General features: G+C 71.9%; 14 protein-coding genes. 7 read left to right on the forward strand and 7 right to left on the reverse strand.

The genetic code is table 11. The features are described from left to right. Positions 1 to 4: 4 nt before the first annotated feature. Genes rsmA through F0U47_RS15850 form a run of 3 tightly spaced genes read left to right on the forward strand, consistent with a single transcriptional unit; the run spans position 5 to position 3,587 of the window. Complete coding sequence (gene rsmA, locus F0U47_RS15840) at positions 5 to 874, forward strand: 16S rRNA (adenine(1518)-N(6)/adenine(1519)-N(6))-dimethyltransferase RsmA (RefSeq protein WP_149751449.1); 870 nt, start codon at positions 5 to 7, stop codon at positions 872 to 874. Beyond that, on the forward strand, positions 871 to 1,806 hold the full coding sequence (locus F0U47_RS15845; RefSeq protein WP_246159661.1) for a 4-(cytidine 5'-diphospho)-2-C-methyl-D-erythritol kinase: 936 nt from the start codon (positions 871 to 873) through the stop codon (positions 1,804 to 1,806). The genes rsmA and F0U47_RS15845 overlap by 4 nt, the downstream gene beginning before the upstream one ends. Beyond that, positions 1,803 to 3,587: an ABC-F family ATP-binding cassette domain-containing protein gene (locus F0U47_RS15850; RefSeq protein ID WP_149751450.1), complete on the forward strand. Its 1,785-nt coding sequence runs from the start codon at positions 1,803 to 1,805 to the stop codon at positions 3,585 to 3,587. The genes F0U47_RS15845 and F0U47_RS15850 overlap by 4 nt, the downstream gene beginning before the upstream one ends. Before the next feature lie 127 nt (positions 3,588 to 3,714). Here F0U47_RS15850 and F0U47_RS15855 read toward each other — a convergent pair whose 3' ends face one another. Continuing rightward, positions 3,715 to 4,212, reverse strand: coding sequence for a MarR family winged helix-turn-helix transcriptional regulator (locus F0U47_RS15855; RefSeq protein ID WP_149751451.1), 498 nt, complete (start codon positions 4,210 to 4,212; stop codon positions 3,715 to 3,717). A gap of 66 nt (positions 4,213 to 4,278) precedes the next feature. Here F0U47_RS15855 and F0U47_RS15860 point away from each other — a divergent pair, with 66 nt between their 5' ends. The 4 genes from F0U47_RS15860 to F0U47_RS15880 all read left to right on the forward strand — a co-directional run bounded on the left by F0U47_RS15860 (position 4,279) and on the right by F0U47_RS15880 (position 7,748). Further along, positions 4,279 to 5,181, forward strand: a complete 903-nt coding sequence (locus F0U47_RS15860; protein ID WP_223162804.1) for an alpha/beta fold hydrolase — start codon at positions 4,279 to 4,281, stop codon at positions 5,179 to 5,181. After that, on the forward strand, positions 5,178 to 5,948 hold the full coding sequence (locus F0U47_RS15865; RefSeq protein ID WP_149751452.1) for a trans-aconitate 2-methyltransferase: 771 nt from the start codon (positions 5,178 to 5,180) through the stop codon (positions 5,946 to 5,948). Before F0U47_RS15860 ends, F0U47_RS15865 begins: the two co-directional genes overlap by 4 nt. Positions 5,949 to 6,543: 595 nt before the next feature. Further along, positions 6,544 to 7,104, forward strand: coding sequence for a hypothetical protein (locus tag F0U47_RS15875; protein WP_149751454.1), 561 nt, complete (start codon positions 6,544 to 6,546; stop codon positions 7,102 to 7,104). Further along, entirely contained in the window at positions 7,101 to 7,748 is a 648-nt protein-coding gene (locus F0U47_RS15880; protein WP_149751455.1) for a hypothetical protein, read from the forward strand. The genes F0U47_RS15875 and F0U47_RS15880 overlap by 4 nt, the downstream gene beginning before the upstream one ends. Positions 7,749 to 7,758: 10 nt before the next feature. On the opposite strand, the gene F0U47_RS15885 is transcribed toward F0U47_RS15880, so the two are convergent. The 6 genes from F0U47_RS15885 to F0U47_RS15910 form a co-directional block, all read right to left on the reverse strand. Further along, positions 7,759 to 10,227: a hypothetical protein gene (locus tag F0U47_RS15885; RefSeq protein WP_149751456.1), complete on the reverse strand. Its 2,469-nt coding sequence runs from the start codon at positions 10,225 to 10,227 to the stop codon at positions 7,759 to 7,761. A gap of 35 nt (positions 10,228 to 10,262) precedes the next feature. Beyond that, positions 10,263 to 11,027 carry a hypothetical protein gene (locus tag F0U47_RS15890; protein ID WP_149751457.1) on the reverse strand — a complete coding sequence of 255 codons (765 nt, stop codon included), beginning with the start codon at positions 11,025 to 11,027 and terminating at the stop codon, positions 10,263 to 10,265. Continuing rightward, the gene (locus F0U47_RS15895; RefSeq protein ID WP_149751458.1) at positions 11,024 to 12,376 is read right to left on the reverse strand and encodes a polysaccharide biosynthesis protein; all 1,353 of its coding nucleotides are present in this window, start codon (positions 12,374 to 12,376) and stop codon (positions 11,024 to 11,026) included. The genes F0U47_RS15890 and F0U47_RS15895 overlap by 4 nt, the downstream gene beginning before the upstream one ends. Continuing rightward, a complete protein-coding gene (locus F0U47_RS15900; RefSeq protein ID WP_149751459.1) occupies positions 12,373 to 14,631 on the reverse strand; it encodes a glycosyltransferase in 2,259 nt (752 codons plus the stop codon). Before F0U47_RS15900 ends, F0U47_RS15895 begins: the two co-directional genes overlap by 4 nt. A 22-nt stretch (positions 14,632 to 14,653) precedes the next feature. Further along, entirely contained in the window at positions 14,654 to 15,475 is an 822-nt protein-coding gene (locus F0U47_RS15905; protein WP_306439307.1) for a glycosyltransferase family 2 protein, read from the reverse strand. A gap of 241 nt (positions 15,476 to 15,716) precedes the next feature. After that, a complete protein-coding gene (locus F0U47_RS15910; protein WP_149751461.1) occupies positions 15,717 to 17,018 on the reverse strand; it encodes a chondroitinase-B domain-containing protein in 1,302 nt (433 codons plus the stop codon). Positions 17,019 to 17,167 lie beyond the last annotated feature (149 nt).

Genomic DNA, 17,167 nt, shown 5'->3' on the forward strand with positions numbered 1-17,167 from the left:
CTGCATGAACACCTCCGCCGGTCCGAGACTCCTCGGGCCGGCGGAGGTGCGTTCGCTCGCGGCGAGCCTCGACCTCCGGCCGACCAAGCAGCGCGGCCAGAACTTCGTGATCGACGCCAACACGGTGCGCCGGATCGTGCGCGAGTCCGGCGTCACCGGTGGCGACGTGGTGCTCGAGGTCGGGCCGGGACTGGGATCACTGACCCTGGCGCTGCTCGAGACCGGCGCGTCGGTGACCGCGATCGAGATCGACCCGGTGCTCGCGGGGGCGCTGCCGGGCACGATCGCCGAGTTCGCTCCCCAGCAGGCCGACCGGGTGCGCGTCGTACTCGCGGACGCGCTGCAGGTCGCCGACCTCCCCGGCCCGGCGCCGACCGCGCTCGTTGCCAACCTGCCCTACAACGTCTCCGTGCCGGTGCTGCTGCACCTGATGGCCCTGCTGCCGTCGCTGGAGCGCGGCTTGGTGATGGTGCAGTCCGAGGTGGCCGACCGGCTGGCGGCGCCGCCCGGCTCCAAGACGTACGGCGTCCCGTCGGTCAAGGCCGCGTGGTTCGCCGACGTACGCCGTGCCGGCGCGATCGGGCGCAACGTCTTCTGGCCGGCCCCCAACGTCGACTCCGGGCTGGTGGCCTGGACCCGGCGCGACCCGCCGACCACCGAGGTCACCCGTGAGCAGGTCTTCGCGGTCATCGACGCCGCGTTCGCGCAGCGCCGAAAGGCTCTCCGGGGCGTGCTGCGGGGTCTCGCCGGGTCGGCCGCGGCGTCCGAGGCGGCGCTGGTGGCCGCCGGCATCGACCCCCTCGCGCGCGGGGAGTCGCTGGGTATCTCGGATTTCGTGCGGATCGCCGAGGAATTGGCAGGATCGCCCCTGTGAGCGCCGCGCTGCTGCCCGACCCGATCTCGGTGACCGTCCGCGCGCCCGCGAAGATCAACGTCTACCTCGGCGTGGGGAAGGTGCGCGACGACGGGTTCCACCCGCTGGAGACCGTCTACCAGGCCGTCTCGCTCTACGACGACGTCACCGTGACCGACGCGGACGAGTGGTCGGTCACCACTCTGGCCGACGGAGTCCACGTCGACAGTGGAGCGATCCCCGACGACGACACCAACATCGCGATCGTCGCAGGCAAGGCACTCGTCGCGCACCACCGCATCGACCGCTGCGCCGAGATCGAGATCCGCAAGAGCATCCCGGTGGCCGGCGGCATGGCCGGCGGGTCTGCCGACGCCGCCGCGACGCTGGTCGCGCTCGACCGGCTGTGGAACCTCAACACCTCCGACGACGACCTCCTCGCGATCGGCGCGGAGCTGGGCTCCGACGTGCCGTTCGCGCTGGTCGGCGGAACGGCAACTGGCACCGGTCGTGGCGAGGTCGTGACGCCGGTGGAGGACAACGGCACCTGGTGGTGGGTGGTCGTCTTCAACGACGAGGGCCTGTCGACGCCGTCGGTGTACGGCGCCTACGACCTGCTCGAGGGCGGCGACCACGACTACCGGATCAAGCCGGCGATGCTCGACGCGCTCCGGGAGGGCGGCCACTCCGACTCGCTCGGCGTCTTCATCTACAACGACCTCGAGGACGCCGCCTTCCACCTGCGGCCGGATCTCGAGCGCACGGCCGAGGCAGTGCTGGAGTGCGGTGCCACGATGACCGTCCTGTCGGGGTCCGGGCCGACGATGCTCGGCATCGCCACCGACGCCGACGACGCGCGCACCATCGCGAGCCGGCTCGCGGCCCGCGGCTACGAGCGGACCGCCGTCGTCCACGGGCCGGTGGCCGGCGCTCACGTGGTGGCCTACTCGTGAGCAACCTCCTCAACCTGGAGCGCGTCTCCAAGTCGTACGGCGTCCGCCCGCTCCTCACCGACGTCTCCCTCGGCGTCGGGGCGGGCGAGCGGATCGGCATCGTGGGGCGCAACGGCGACGGCAAGACCACGCTGCTGCGGATCATGACGGGGGAGGAGGAGCCCGACGCGGGCCGGGTGTCGCGGCAGCGCGGGCTGCCGATCGGCTACCTGCGGCAGACCGACGACTTCTCCGACACCCACACGGTCCGCGAGATCGTCCTCGGCGGACGGTCCGACCACGAGTGGGCGGCGGACTCCCGGCTGCGGGAGATCGTCACTGTCCTGCTGGCCGGCGTCGAGCTCGACCGCGCGGTGGCCGGGCTCTCCGGTGGCGAGCGGCGCCGCTGCGGGCTGGCGGGGCTCCTCATCGGCGAGCACGACCTGATCGTCCTCGACGAGCCCACCAACCACCTCGACGTCGAGGCCGTGGCCTGGCTGGCAAGTCATCTCGCCGGGCGCTCGTCGGCGCTCGTCGTCGTCACCCACGACCGGTGGTTCCTCGACGCGGTCTGCCAGCAGACGTGGGAGGTGCACGACGGCGTGGTCGACGCCTACGAGGGCGGCTACGCGGCGTTCGTGCTCGCGAAGGCGGAGCGGCAGCGGCAGGCGGCCTCCTCGGAGGTACGCCGGCAGAACCTCGTGCGCAAGGAGCTCGCGTGGCTGCGGCGCGGTGCGCCCGCCCGCACCTCCAAGCCGAAGTTCCGGATCGACGCCGCCAACGCGCTGATCGAGGACGTGCCTCCGCCGCGGGACCGGCTCGAGCTGCAGCGGTTCGCGACCCAGCGGCTCGGCAAGGACGTCCTCGACGTCGAGGACGTTGATCTGCGGCGCGGTGACCGGGTCCTGCTCGAGCACGCGACCTGGCGGCTCGGGCCCGGCGACCGGGTGGGAATCGTGGGCGTGAACGGCGCCGGGAAGACGTCGGTGCTGTCGCTGCTCTCCGGCGAGCTCGCGCCCCAGCACGGCAAGGTGCGGCAGGGGCGCACCGTCGTACTCCAGCACCTGACGCAGGCCCTCGAGTTCGACAACCCCGAGGGGCGGGTGCTCGACACCGTCGAGTCGATGCGCCGGGTGGCGCGGACCCTCGACGGCGAGGTCTCCGCGAGCGTCCTGCTCGAGCGGTTCGGCTTCACCGGCGACAAGCTCACCGCCCGCCTCGGCGACCTGTCCGGTGGCGAGCGCCGGCGCTTCCAGCTGCTGCGGCTGCTGCTCACCGAGCCCAACGTGCTGCTCCTCGACGAGCCCACCAACGACCTCGACATCGAGACCCTCAACGTCCTCGAGGACTTCCTCGACGGCTGGCCTGGCACCCTCGTCGTCGTCTCCCACGACCGCTACTTCCTCGAGCGCGTCACCGACTCCGTCTGGGCCCTCCTGGGCGACGGCCAGATCTCGATGCTCCCCCGCGGAGTGGAGGAGTACCTCGAGCGTCGCGCCTCCTCCGTTGAATCGGGACCTGTGGCCCACCACCAGACCGGATTCGGCCCACCACAAGACCCGATTCAATTGAAGGCGCGGGCGGGCTCCGCCGAGGAGCGTACGGCGCGCAAGGCCCTGGCGCGGCTCGACAAACAGCTCGAGCGGCTGGCCGACCGCGAGGCGGAGCTGGCCGAGGCGATCGCGACCCACGCAACGGACCCCGAGCGGCTCAGTGCGCTGGCGGCGGAGATGACCGCGCTCCTGACCGAGAAGGAGACGGTCGAGACGGAGTGGCTCGAGGCCGCTGCGGTGCTGGAGTGACCGGCTACCACTCGCGTCGGTCGGTCAAGGAACGGACCAATCGTGGGCTCCCGCGACCGAGCGCCGCCTCGTAGGTCCCACAGATCCCATCAGCACCGAACGGTCCGTTCGTCGACCGGCGTTACGGCTACTCCCCGGCGAAGGGCACCAGCAGACGCCGCAGCAGTCCGGCCAGCACCTTCTGGTCGGCAGCGGACAGGTCCGCGAGAAGGTCCCGCTCGGCGTCGAGCAGCGCGCTGAACGCCCCGTCCACGGCCTCCTTGCCCTCCGGCGTGAGCCGGACCAGCACTCCGCGGCGGTCGGAGGGGTCCGGGTGGCGCTCGACCAGCCCGCGGGTGGCCAGCCGGTCGACCCGGTTGGTCATCGTGCCGCTGGTCACCAGCGTCTCCCGAAGCAGTCGCCCCGGCGACAGCTCGTACGGCGCACCGGCCCGCCGCAGCGCCGCCAGCACGTCGAACTCCCACGGCTCGATGTCGTGCGCGGTGAACGCCGCGCGGCGTGCCCGGTCGACGTGGTGGCCGAGCCGGGAGATGCGGCTGAAGACCGCGACCGGCCCGAGGTCCAGGTCGCCCCGCTCGCGCGCCCATGCGTCGAGCAGCGCGTCGACCTCGTCCCGTCCCACCATGGCGGTAGGTTACCGGACCAGTCGAGAATCTTGACGTCAAGATAATGCGGACGTAGGGTCACCACCGTGGACCAGCTCACCATCGACCTCGACCAGCTCCGGATGGCGTCGCTCGCCTGGGGCCCGGTCGCCGATCGCGAGGCGCCGCTGGCGGTGCTGCTGCACGGCTTCCCCGACACCGCCCACACCTGGCGGTACCTCGGTCCCGCGCTGGCCGACGCCGGCTACCGCGTGGTCGCCCCGTTCACCCGCGGCTACGCGCCGAGCGGCCTGCCCGCCGACGGCAGCTACCACGTGCCGGCCCTGATGAGCGACGTCCTCGAGCTGCACGCCGCGCTCGACGGCGACGCGCGCGCCGTACTCATCGGGCACGACTGGGGTGCTATCACCGCCAACGGGCTCGCCGCCGCGGAGGACAGCCCCTTCCGCCGGGTCGTCTCGCTGGCGGTGCCGCCGTTCCCCGCGATGAACCCCTCCCGCGACGACGTCGGCCGCTGGGTCGCGACGATGGCGCGGCAGGCGAGGCTGAGCTGGTACACCCTCTTCAACCAGCTCCCGGCCCTCCCCGAGGCCACCTTCGACCGGCTGGTGGCACACCTGTGGCGCCAGTGGTCGCCCGGGTACGACGCCACGGCCGACCTCGCCCACCTCGCCGCCTCGGTCTCGACGAAGGAGCGCAAGGCCGCGGCGCTCGGGTACTACCGCGCCCAGCCCCGCCAGTGGCGGCTGCCGGGTCGCTATCGGCACCTCGCCCAGGCGTGGGTCGGCTCGCCGCGGGTGCCGCTGCTCTACCTCCACGGCGCCGACGACGGGTGCCTCGACATCCGCTGGGCCGCGCGGGTCTCCGCCCGGCTTCCCAGCGGCGGGCGGAGCGCGGTCATCACCGGCGCCGGGCACTTCCTCCAGCTGGAGCGGCCCGACGTCGTCAACGCCCGGATCCTCGAGTTCCTCGCAGAGGAGACGCCATGACCCACACCTGGGACCCCGACCGCTACCTGACCTACGCCGACGAGCGCGGTCGTCCCTTCGTCGACCTGATCACCCGGATCGCGGCCACGGATCCCCGGACCGTGGTCGACCTCGGCTGCGGGCCCGGCAACCTGACCTCCCTCCTCGCCGAGCGGTGGCCGCAGGCGCAGGTCGCCGGCGTCGACAGCAGCGCCGCGATGATCGAGCGCGCCCGGCGCGACGTCCGTGGCATCGACTTCGAGGTCGGCGACGTCCGCGAATGGACCGCGCCCGACGGCGTCGACGTCCTCGTCTCCAACGCCACCCTCCAGTGGCTGCCGGACCACCTCGAGCTGCTGCCGCGGCTGGTCGAGCAGGTCCGCCCCGGCGGCTGGCTCGCCTTCCAGGTCCCCGGCAACTTCGACGAGTCGAGCCACACGATCCGCACCGAGCTCGCGGCGGAGTCGGCCTACGCACCTCACGTCGCGGACGTCGCCGTGCCGTCGTCGTACGACGCCGCAACCTATCTGCGAGCACTCCACGCGCTCGGCTGCGAGGTCGACGCGTGGGAGACGACGTACCTCCACGTCCTGCACGGCGAGGACCCGGTCTTCACCTGGGTCTCCGGCACCGGCGCCCGCCCGACGCTGCAGGCCTTGCCCGACGACCTGCGGCCGCGGTTCGAGGACGAGTTCAAGCGCCGCCTCCGCGACGCCTACCCGGACGACGGCCACGGCGTCGTGCTGCCGTTCCGCCGGATCTTCGTCGTCGCGCGGCGGAGCGCATGATCCTCCACCACGTCCAGGCGGCCTGCCCGCCCGGCGGTGAGCCCGCCGCCCGCCGCTTCTCCCCGCGGCCCGGCTGCAGTCGCTGGGGTTCGACGGCGCCGGAAACCGGGTCGAGGTGATGGTGCCCGACAGTGACTAGGCACGGCGGAACCGTGAGCACCCGCCCGCCGGGCACAGGGCGCAGTCGGTGCCGCGCCGCAGGTGCTCATGCGCCTTCCGAGGATGCCCGCACACGCACAGATCGTCCGGATGGCGCCGCGGGACCATGCGACCCAGCAAAGACGTGTAGACCAAGGCGCGACCGAGTTCCTGGTCGCTTGTGGGGCTCGCCACCGCTCCATCTCCCTCCGTGGCACCGGTCCACCACGGGCGTGCGGGTAACGCGCTCCCCCACGCTCCGGCGCCGCATCTCCGGATCCCCGCCCGAAGACCCCACGGCGTCGCTCCATGGAACACCGGATGGGGCAGTCTTGCACGATCCCGAGCGGGTACGGGCAAACTTGTCCCGCTATCGGCCGTCTAGTTGCAGTGTGGCGTCTAGGCGGGCCGCGTCGGCAGACCAGATCAGCGTGCGACAGGAAGCGGGTGCGAAGCCATGGGGATGCGACACGCGCGCTGGTGCCGGGCCGTTCCGATCTTGGCCTGTGCGGGCCTGCTCCTCGGCTGCTCGTCGGCTCTCGACGGGGACGGTGAGGAGTCCTCCGCGGGATCGCCGCCGCCGGGTGAGGCCGTGGCCCCGTCCGGGCCGGTGAAGAGCCTCCCCATCGGGGGGTCGGTGGAGTGGCAGGGCGCCCGGACGAGCGTGACCGCTGTGCGCCGCCCGTTCGGCGGAGCCTCCAGAGCGCCGGAGGGCGCCGGCCAGGAATGGCTGGGTGTGCGCGCGGTGACGTGTGCAGGTGACGACCCCGTCGAGGCGGGGTGGTACCTGTTCGCCGCCCACGGTCCTTCGTCCGAGCGCTATCCGGCTCCGGTGTGGGAGGAACCGTCGTGGCCCCGGCCGCAGTACCCGCAGCGGATGGTCGATCCCGACCAGTGCGTCGACGGCTGGCTGGTGATTCCGATCGTCGTCGCGGCGCCGGTCGCAACAGTTCGCCTCTCCGACCCGGACGGCATTCCCCTCGGCGAGTGGCGGCTCCCGGAGGAGGTCAGCGGGTGAGATCGCTCAGACGCGGCATTCGTCCGCTCCTCGCCGTCACCGCGGTTGCTGTCGCCGTCAGCGCTGCGTCCTGTGACGCCGACGCGCCGGGGGAGTCGGACGGACCGGGAGGAGGGAGCGGGTCCTCGTTCGACCCGCAGCTGGGCGTGGACCCGACCGCGCCGGTCGAGGAGGGCGAGCTGCCCGAGCCCGGGCCGACCGACCTCGCGCAGCTCGACGACGATGCCCGCGGGCTGGCGCTCGGCGACGAGCACGTCGTCGGTGGCAACCATGCGACGCTGCTGGAGGTACGACGACCGCTCCCGTCATCTGTCGACGCTCCTCGCCCGGGCCCGGGTCACGAGTGGGCGGGCGCTCGGGTGAGGACGTGCTTCGAGTCCGACCTCGATCGACAGCTGGAGATCGGGTCGTACCTGTTCTCCGCGGTCAGTGAGGACTCGATCTCCTACCCCGGCGTCCAGCCAGAAGCAGCGGGATGGCCGGTGCCGCAGTACCCGGGCTACGGACGGCTGGCGCCCGGGCAGTGCACGAGCGGCTGGATCGCGATCCCGGTGCCGGTCGACGCGACACTGACCTCGATCGTGCAGAGCGCGGTCACCACGGACCCGGTCTCGGAGTGGACCATCCCTGGCGACGCGTGGTGAGGCGGGCGTCTCAGCGAGGGGCGAACACCCACACCTCGTCGTTCGCGTAGGCGACCGTCCACTCTGACGAGGACTCCAGCGCTGCGGCCAGGTCGAGGATCGCGTCCCCGGGCAGCGCGCCGTAGTAGCGCGTCTCGTCCTCCATCGACCGCGAGAGCACGAGGAAGACGCGATCACCGAACTCCGCCACAACCTCGTCGCGGAGATCTGCCGTGGAGAGGTTGAGGAGCCGACCCCGCTCGAACTGGGGATAGTCGATGATGGCCGGGTCGTTGATGGTGTGGAGCGGGTTGCGGCGGGAGTAGCCCGCAGAGATGCGTCCCGGGAACGTCCGGGTCAGATGCACGATCGTCGACCCGGGTGGCGTCCGCTCGGAAAGCCAGCGGGACGCGGCGACCTCGTCGTCGGAGATGCTGAGGAACGGGTACATCCCGAACGACGACGCCTGGGCGCTGGCGAGGAACGTACCGACGGTGAGCGCGCCCACCATCGCGACGGCGGCTGCGCGGTGCTCCGCCAGGTCGGCCACCCGCTTGGCGATCAGCGCGCAGAACCACGGGGAGGCGAACAGCCACACGCGGTACGGCGCCTCGCCGCCGTAGTTCCCGGCGAGCAGGACGAACGCGGGCATCACTGCGAACATGACAGGTACGAGCACCGTCCCGAACCGACGGAGGTAGGAGAGGGCGGCCAGAGTGCCGCCGCCGAGCACCAGTGCGGCCACGACGCGTGCTGCCGTCGCAGCGAGCTCCTGCGCGTCGGAGGAGGGCCCGGTGACCAGGCTCTGCGCATTGGCGAAGCTGAAGCCGGTCAGCGCCGTGTTGGTGCCGAGGACCTCGTTGTGGAGATAGAGCCAGACGAACGGCAGCATCGCCAGCACGGCGTACCCCCAGCGCCACCGTCCGAACAGCCATCCCGCGAGAGCCGCAGGCGCTAGCTGGAGCACCAGGACGTACGGCGTGATCTGGTGCGAGACCACGACCAGCAGGTAGGTGGCCACGACCGTCGCGGCCAGCACACCACGCGCAGCGGGTTCCAGTGGCTGCGGCGGGGACAGGTCGCGCAGGGCCCAGCTGCAGGAGCGGCCGAACCACCCCGTGCGTAGGCGGTCCTGGGGAAGCGACCGCAGGAGGGTGACCACGTGCGCGAGGCAGAGCAGCACGAGCGCGAAGCAGAACGTCTGGGGCGAGAAGTAGAACTGCCCGGCCCACATGGTGCAGAGGAAGAGCAAGGTTGCGACCATCGGCGTGACGAGATCGCCGAACAGCCGGTGGACGGCCACGCCGAGACCGACGGCTGCCATCCCGACGAAGAGCGGCTGGGCGAAGTTGGCGTAGGTCAGCAGATCCGCCCCGGAGACCGCCTGGACCTGTGCGGCGACCGCGAAGAACCCCGGCCACTGCTGGTAGAGGTCGCGAGGGTCCTGCAGCGGCTGCTGCTGGACGATGAGATCGACGACGCCGAGATGCTTGTACGCCCACCCCGCGAGCAGGTTGTGGTCGAAGAGGACCCGCGGTGGCGTGAACAGGAAGGCCACCGCGATCAGCCCGGCGGTACCCAGCCGGACCGAAACGGGACGTATCAGCACGGCGACGACGACGGCTGCGACGGCGAGCGTCACGGCCGCCGCGAACCACGGTCCGAGCGCGGGGAGGAGGCCGTATTCGCCGACGGGCTCCCGCCTGCTCCCGATCAGGCAGACGACGTACGCCGCCGCGCTCGCGAGGAGCAGCAGGCAGCCTGCCCGGACACTGGTGCGGACGCCCGACCGTGGTCGCGGGGTGGTCGGGGAGACGAACCGGTAGGGGGATGTCCGGCTTCGCCGGATGGCCACCGCCGCGCCCGTCAGTGCCGGGGCCACGAGGGCCCCGTACTGGACCAACGGCAGCTGGTAGGTCGTCCATGCGGCCAACAAGGCCACCACGCCGGCCCAACACACGCTCAGGAGGATCGTGGTCACGCCGCGATCCGGGCCGGCCGCCCGACCGAGCGCCAGCACGATGCCGAGACCAGGCCCCACTGCCGACACGGCCACCACCGCGACCACGGCGAGCGGACCGCCTTGGCCCGCGACGATCAGGGCGGTGCTGACGACGATCCCGGCGACGAGCGTCCAGGCGACGCGAGCTGAGGCCGCTTCGGCAGGACGGCGGGCGACCGCGGCCGAGGACTCCGCTGCCCGCTCCCGAGCCAGGGCGACGATGCGCGACGCCTCGGCCTGCGCCGCCGCCACGATGACGCGAGCATCCTCATCGGCGGCAGCGAGCCTGCGGCTGACCCGTGCATGGCTGGAACGTCGGACCGCGGCGGCTTCGTCACGTGCCGAGGCCATGCAAGCGGCGGCATCCGCCGCGGCGGCGTCACGCGTGGCGCGCGCCCGTCGTCGGAGGGCCTCGGACCTGCGGCGGGCGCGCAAGGCCTGGATGCGATCGGACGCGTGGTCGTCCGCATCCGGTCCGGCGTTGTCGGTCGAGGTCACCCCGCAGTCACCGAGCCCTTCGCTCGCCGGCGATCTCAGGTCCGCGTCTTGCGGAGCAGGCCGCGCCGGCTCCCGGCGTCGCCCCGCCGGTGCTTCGACCCCCTCATCGCCTCGTCAGGGTCCGTCGACGCCGGGTCGGCCACCTGGGCGGGGACCTGGTGCGGCCACTGCAGGACCACCGAGGGGGAGACGACGCTCGAGGTGTCGACGTCACCGGGCAGCTGGGCGAGGTTGCGTCTCGCGGACGCGACTTCGGCGCGGACCCTCTCGAGCTCGTCGTCGAGGGTCACGGCGACGCGTTCGAGAGCCTCGATCATCCGGACCGCCTCCGCCCGGGTGGCGAGCAGCTGCCGCTCACGCTCCGCCTCCCCGCTGCGCACCCGCTCCAGCTCCCTCTCCGCCGCCTCGACTGTCTCCTTTGCGCTGGACCGCAGGTCGGCGGCGTCGTGGCGGAGGGCGGCGACCTCCGCGTGGGCCTCCCTCGTGATCCGGGCGGCCTGGTCCTGGGCCTCGAGGAGGAGTCGGTCCGCCTCCTCGCGGGCGGTCGCGATCCGCTGTGCCGCCGCCGTCGCCGCCTCCTCCTCGGCTCGAGCCGCGGCGTGCTCCGCCTCGCGCACGAGGGTTTCGGCGCGCTCGAGGGCCGAGCGCTTCGTCTCGAGTGCCTCGGCGACCAGCGCGTCGGCCTCCTGTTGCAGAACGAGCGCGGCGCGCAGGTCCTCGATGCTCGCAGCGTCCGTGGCGGGTGGGTCGGGCACGATCGGCACGACGCCAGGAGTGGGGTTCAGCGGGGAGTCGGTCATCGTCTTTCGCCTTCGGATCCGGGGGCTGATGGGGGTCGGGCGTCGACAGCGCCGGGCGGGGGTTCGTGGAGAAGGGACCTGAGCCAGCGCACCGTGACGGGCAGGACGGCGAGTCCGCCCACGGTCTGGGTGGCGCAGTACACCGCGCCCACGCCGGCGAGACCGAGGGTCTCGCCGTACGCGACCACGGCGGCGAGGACGCACCCTGCGGTGGCGACGTTGGCCAGCAGGACCGGCCACGGGCGCTGGAGGATCAGGCAGAGTGCCCAGAACAGGAGGAGGGCCGCCGTTCCCGGCAGCGCGAGGCCGAGCCAACGCAGGAGTCCTTCGGCCTCGTGTGCGAAGTCGCCGCCGAGGAGCGCGAGGGGGACCTGGGGCAGCAGTGCGCAGCCGGCCGTTCCAGCCGCCACCAACGCGGCCTCCAGCCGGAGCTGGCCCCGGAGAACCGTGGGCGCCGCAGCTGGGTCGGCGACCGCCTCCCGCACGGCCGTGATGAGGACATTGCTCAGGAGCAGCGTGCCGATGGCGATCAGCATCCACGGCACGTAGAAGTAGCCGCCGGCCCGAGGCCCCATCGTGAACGTCACGACCGCTGGGAGAAAGGTTGCCACGGCTGTGACGACGGCGGTGTTCGCCGACTCGACGGCGACGAAACGGCGGAGCTCGTGCGGCTCCGGCAGTCGCGGACGTCCGTGTGCGCGAGGAGCCAGTCTGCCGAGCACGATGGCGTTGAGAACGACCACCGCAGTCCCCATGGCGATGCCCCAGGCGAGCACGGCGTACCCGGAGGTCGCCGCCACCAGTCCACAGAGGGGAAGCAGTGCGAGGCGCGCGACACCCATGGTCACGTTCTCCAGGGGGACCCACGCTGCCTTGCCGAGCCCGATCAACCCCCCGTCCTGGATCAGGAAGATCGCACTCAGGACGACGAGAACGGCGAAGCCGACCGCCCCGATACCGGTCGACGCCGCCGATCCCCAGGGGGTTGCGAGGAAGGCCAGGGCGGCCAGGGCTGCCGCGCACCCAGCAGCCAGGTAGCTGCGGCCGATCAGTCGTCCGGTGAGCTCGCCCGCGCCCGGAAGGAACCGCGCGAGCACGTCGGTGAGGTTCAGGCTGGCGGCGCTCCCCAGGAAGGTGATCGTGGCGATCTGGGCGGCGGCCGCGCCGACCACGTCTGCGCCGTCGCGCCGGGCGACGACCACCCAGAACAGGTAGGTCGTCGCTGCGGTGCCGACGGCCGACGCGATCAGCGCGAACGACGACGTCGCCGCCGCTCGGCGCGCTTCGGTGTGACGATCCGGGTTTCCGCCTGGCTCGCGGCTGCCCCGACCGCTGTCGAGGACGGTCATCCGGGCCGTCCTCGCTGGATCGTGCATCGTGCCCAGGCGTACATGACGGGCCCGGCCGCGAGGGCGGCTGCCCGGCGGACCCGCGGGACCTCCGGTGGGGTGTCGCCAGGGCCCGATCCTCGCCTCGCGCGATCTCGCAGGGACCTGCGGGCGACCTGGAGGAGAGCTGCGGTGAGTGGCCGGATCCGTGCCGGATCCCGCGCGAGGAGCGCGGTGTAGTAGGCGCCGAGCCCCCGTGAGTATCCGGTCAGCTGGTCGGCGAGCGAGGCCTCGTCCGTGCGATGGAAGTGCCACGTGATCGCCTGGGGGGTGTAGACGAGCGTGTGGCCGGCCAGCATCACCTCGGTGAGTGCCAGCGTGTCCTCGCCACCTCGGGTGGGGGTCCCGGCGCCCAGGCAGGGGTCGAACCCTCCGATCGCAGTCAGCGCGTCGAGCCGGAAGGCCATGTTCGCGCCCGCACCGAAGGTCGGCCGGGGATAGACCGCGGGTTGCACCGAGCGCTGGTACGACGGATCCACGGCCGTGCGCACGAAGCCTCGTCCCTTGGAGTGGCCGCCCCACCGCTCGAACCGCACTTGCGGCATCGCCGACAGGTCCGCCGGGAGGACCAGACCGGTGACCGCCGCCACCTCGGGATCAGCGGTGAATTCCTCGACGAGAGCCGACAGCCAGTGCCGGTCGACGACCTCGTCGTCGTCGACGAACGCGACGAGCTCGCGGTTGATCTCCCTCAGCGCTCGGTTGCGCGCGCGGGAAAGTCCTGGAGCCGCCTCACGCACATAGTCCACGGGTCTCGAACCCACGGGTCGGTCGCGACAGACCTTCTCCGTGGCGCTGTCCACGGGTGCGTTGTCGACCACCAGCACGTGGACGTCGCGGTAGTCCAGCCGGTCGAGGCTGTCGAGGCAGCGGCGGAGCTGGGTCGGACGGTTGCGCGTGCACACCACCACGGTGATCCCGGGTCCCTCCAGGGCGAGGCTCTCCCGGCGGGCCGCGACCGGGCATCGCCCGTGAGGCAACCCGTCTGCCGTCACGGTGCCTACGGTGAGCCCGTGGGTCGACGCCTCTGCCCGCAGGAGCGCTCCGATCTCGGTCTTGATCCGCGTGGCGAGGACGCCGGCGGTCGCCGAAGCCGGCACCGACAGCATGCCCAACGGACGGCCGCACAGGGCGACGAGGACGACAGCGTCGTCCGGCTCGCCTGGTTGCGGGTCCGGCAGGTCACGAAGCGCGGTGGCGAGGTCGACGGTGAGGACCCGCGCGGGGCGCGTGAAGGACGGTACACCGGGCGTGCCCTGCGGACGTCGGCCGGACGCGTGGTCGGTCCTCGTGCGCTGGCGACGTCCGGTTCGCAGCAGGCTTCCGGCGAAGCCCAGAGCGGCGGCCACCAGCCCGAGCACGATCACAGCCGCCCTCAACGGGCCCCCGATCCGCCCGCGGAGAGGATCGAGGAAGCCGGACAGCACCCCCTGCGGCAACACCTTCAGCAGGTAGTGACGCTCGGTGGCCAGTCCCCGTCCGGGCCCGGCGATCCGGGCCAGCTCGGCCTTCCCGGCGCCCTCGGCGCGACACCTCCTCCAGAGGAAGCGCAGGGTGGTGCGGTCGAGGGGGACATAGTGGCGGACCACGGCTGCGGGTTCGATCCACCATCGTCCCCCCGGGCGGAGCTCCGCCATCCGCAGGCAGAGCTCGGTGTCCTCGGGGCGTGAGGCGTCGTCGACCTTCCCGAAGCCCTCGCGGAAGCCGCCGGCGAGCCAGAAGTCGGCAGCGCGCACGGCCATGTTCTCGCTCCACCCGTTCCGAACCTCGCCCGGGAGCTGCGGCAGCCCCGTGTAGCTGGCGCCGACCACCCAGCCCAGCTCCATCGGGAACCAGACCGGGCGACCGTCCGCCCAGTTCGGCTCGACCCAGCCACCGACCCCGACTACCGAGGGATCGGCGTGGAGCGGGGCGACCAACCGCCGCAGCCACCCCGGCGTCGCCTCCGCGTCGTCGTCGAGGAACGCGAGGATCTCCCCGGTCGCCGCCCGCGCGCCGGCGTTCCTGGTGGCCGATGCGCCGCGAGGGCCTTCATTGAGCACGACGCGCACGTGGGAGAAGCGCCGGCACGCGATCCGGTGCAGACGGTGGTCGTTGTCGATGGCAACCACCACCTCGACGTCCGGCGCCTGCGTGACTGCCGACGCCACAGCCCGCGCGAGGAGCGGCATTCTCCCCTCGTCGAAGGCCGCGATCACCACGGAGCAGCTCGTCATCGCCCCACCCTCGAGCCCTGCTTCAGGAGGCGACGACGTCGGTCGGGCGGGAGTGCCCCATCTCCGGCAAGCGGGGGGCGGTTCGGCCCTCCACCCGTCGGGTCAGCGTCCGCGCCCTTGCGGCCTCGGCGTACAAGGTGCGCAGCACCCGACACCCGTCGGTGAGGGCGTTGAGGTTGCTGGTGCCGTGGATCCTGGCGAGCTCGACGCTGGGGACCTCGACGATGCGCAGACCGGCGGCCGCGATCCGGCAGTTGATCATGGTCTCCACCTCGAAGCCGTCACCCCACCGCATGGCGCCATTGGTGAGCGGCGGGAGCGCGGGGTCCGGGAGGTCGAGGATGTCGACGATGTCGGTCCAGAACGCGTTGTAGCCGTAACAAAGGTCGGTGTAGCTGGTGCCGAACAACAGGTTCGCGGTGCGGTTCAGACCAGCGTTGCCGAGCCGCCGGGTGGGGGTGATGTCGGCACTGCCGCCGCAGCTGAGGAAGCGCGATCCCTTGGCGAAGTCGGCCCCGTCGACCAGCGCATCCACGAAGAGAGGGATCTCTCGGGGGTCCGCACTGCCGTCCGCGTCGAACATGACGACGACGTCGCCGGTGACGTCCGCGAAACCGACGGCCAACGCGTTGCCCTTCCCGCGCCGGGTCTGGCGGCGCACCCGGATGTCGGGTCGGAGTCGGCGGGCGACGGCAACCGTGTCGTCGACCGACCCGCCGTCGACGAGGATCGCCTCGTGCACGGGTGGCAGACGAGGGAGGACCTCAGCGAGGTTCCGTGCTTCGTTCAGTGCCGGAATGACCAGGCTGATGCGGGGTCGGGATGGGCGGGAGCGTCGTGTCAGGTCGTGCCGGCGACGTCGTGCGGGCGTGGTTGTAGGCATCATCGGAGTCCCCTGGTGGGAATTCAGTTGGGAGCAGTGACGCCGGCGAGCACGACGCCGAGTCGCCGGTGCGGGCCAGCAAAAAGGTCGTCCCAGGAGCAGGCGCGATCTTTGTAAAGCCATCGGGTACCCGCAGCGCGCCGGAACATGCCCGGAATAGACAAATCTTGTCAAAATCCTCGGGCAGATCGAGTCAGCCGGCTCAGGGGGAGGTTGTCTGCCGTTCGAAGGCGCCGGCGTCGGCGGCGGCGCGCCCGTCGCCATTGCCGTCGACGGGTGCGGGAGCGTTCCAGATGTCGCTCGACCAGGACGGGCCGCCGATGTCGACGGCGGGGGAGCCCGGCGGCAACCGGAGGCCCCCCTCGGAGAGGTCGAACGAAACGGCCGCTCGTACGTCCGTCCGGACCGTGCGAAGTCCGTACCAGCCGTCGCCGAGGAGGTCGTCGTAGACGTTGTGGCCGATGCTGATCGACGCGAGCGAGCCGTCCGGCGCCTCGGCGTATCCCACGTCGGAAGCCTGGATCACGTTGCTGCCGATCTGCAGGATGCTCGCCGTGCAGTTGGGGTGGCAGGAGATGCCCTTCGCGCCCGGGCCGGTCAGCCTGACCGAGTTGTGGGTCGCCACCGTGTCGTGGACCGGGCCGAACGTCGACGCGCCCCGGGTGATGAGGAACGACGCTGTGGGATGTTCCGAGCTGACGGAGTTGTAGTGGATGCGGGTCCCTGTCGTGCTCGAATGTCCGAGCTCGATGAAGGCAAGGTTGTCCCGCGCCACGTTGCGGTGCACGCGCGTGCCTGTTGCGCCGTACACCTCGATCGCCGTGCCGTCGTGACCGTAGTCCGGCGACAGGGCACGGTGTCCCTCGATGAGGTTGTCGACGATGAGGGCGCCGGCTCCGCTCACGACGACGCCGCTGGCGCCGTAGTCGTCGTCGGCACCCGGTGTGTTGGACGCCATCCGGTTGTTGTGGTGGAGGTGGCTGGACCGCACCACGGTGTTCGCCGACCCGGGCTCGATCGCGACGCCCACGATGTTGCCGGTGGCCTCGATGTCGCGCAGCTCCACGTTGTTGCCCTGGACGCGGAAGCCGGAGAAGACGCAGTCTTTCGCGAGGATCGAGGAGATCCGCCAGTAGCTGCCTTCGACCTGGACGCAGTCCGCTCCCTGCACGACCGGGCGCCCCCCGGCGCCGTAAGAGTCGATGACGATGGGCTGCCGGGAGGTGCCGCTCTGTCGGACGATGAGCGTGCCGTGGTGGACCACCCCGGCGCGCAGCCGCACCCGGTCGCCCGGCCGGAGGTCCAGCAGCGCGACCTGCGACAGCGTGCGCAGAGGCGCCAGCGTCGATCGTCCCGACGCTGTGTCGTCGCCCCTGAGCGGGTCGACGTAGAACACTCTCGCGACGGTGAGCTGCTGGCCGGCGACCCCGTCCGGCGCAGCGATCGCGGCGCCCGCCGCGCACCACAGGACGGCGGCCAGGATGACCACCGTTGCAGCGCGCACGAACCCAACCACGTCTTCTCCACCCGGGACCGATCGATCGTCGGGCGGGATGCGCGACGCCTCAATTTGCAGCTGGATACATCGTGACGGCGCGGCGACCGGAAAACCGGGGAAAACCGAGGACGTGACCGAAGGATCTCCGGACGTGG

The organism is Nocardioides antri, assembly GCF_008373765.1.
In the GTDB taxonomy this organism is placed as follows: Bacteria; Actinomycetota; Actinomycetes; order Propionibacteriales; family Nocardioidaceae; genus Nocardioides; species Nocardioides antri.

Coding starts and splice junctions, on each gene's coding strand:
- rsmA (WP_149751449.1), top strand. CDS start 5: ATGAACACCTCCGCCGGTCCGAGACTCCTCGGGCCGGCGGAGGTGCGT.
- F0U47_RS15900 (WP_149751459.1), bottom strand. CDS start 14,631: ATGACGAGCTGCTCCGTGGTGATCGCGGCCTTCGACGAGGGGAGAATG.
- F0U47_RS15855 (WP_149751451.1), bottom strand. CDS start 4,212: ATGGTGGGACGGGACGAGGTCGACGCGCTGCTCGACGCATGGGCGCGC.
- F0U47_RS15895 (WP_149751458.1), bottom strand. CDS start 12,376: ATGACCGTCCTCGACAGCGGTCGGGGCAGCCGCGAGCCAGGCGGAAAC.
- F0U47_RS15875 (WP_149751454.1), top strand. CDS start 6,544: ATGGGGATGCGACACGCGCGCTGGTGCCGGGCCGTTCCGATCTTGGCC.
- F0U47_RS15865 (WP_149751452.1), top strand. CDS start 5,178: ATGACCCACACCTGGGACCCCGACCGCTACCTGACCTACGCCGACGAG.
- F0U47_RS15890 (WP_149751457.1), bottom strand. CDS start 11,027: ATGACCGACTCCCCGCTGAACCCCACTCCTGGCGTCGTGCCGATCGTG.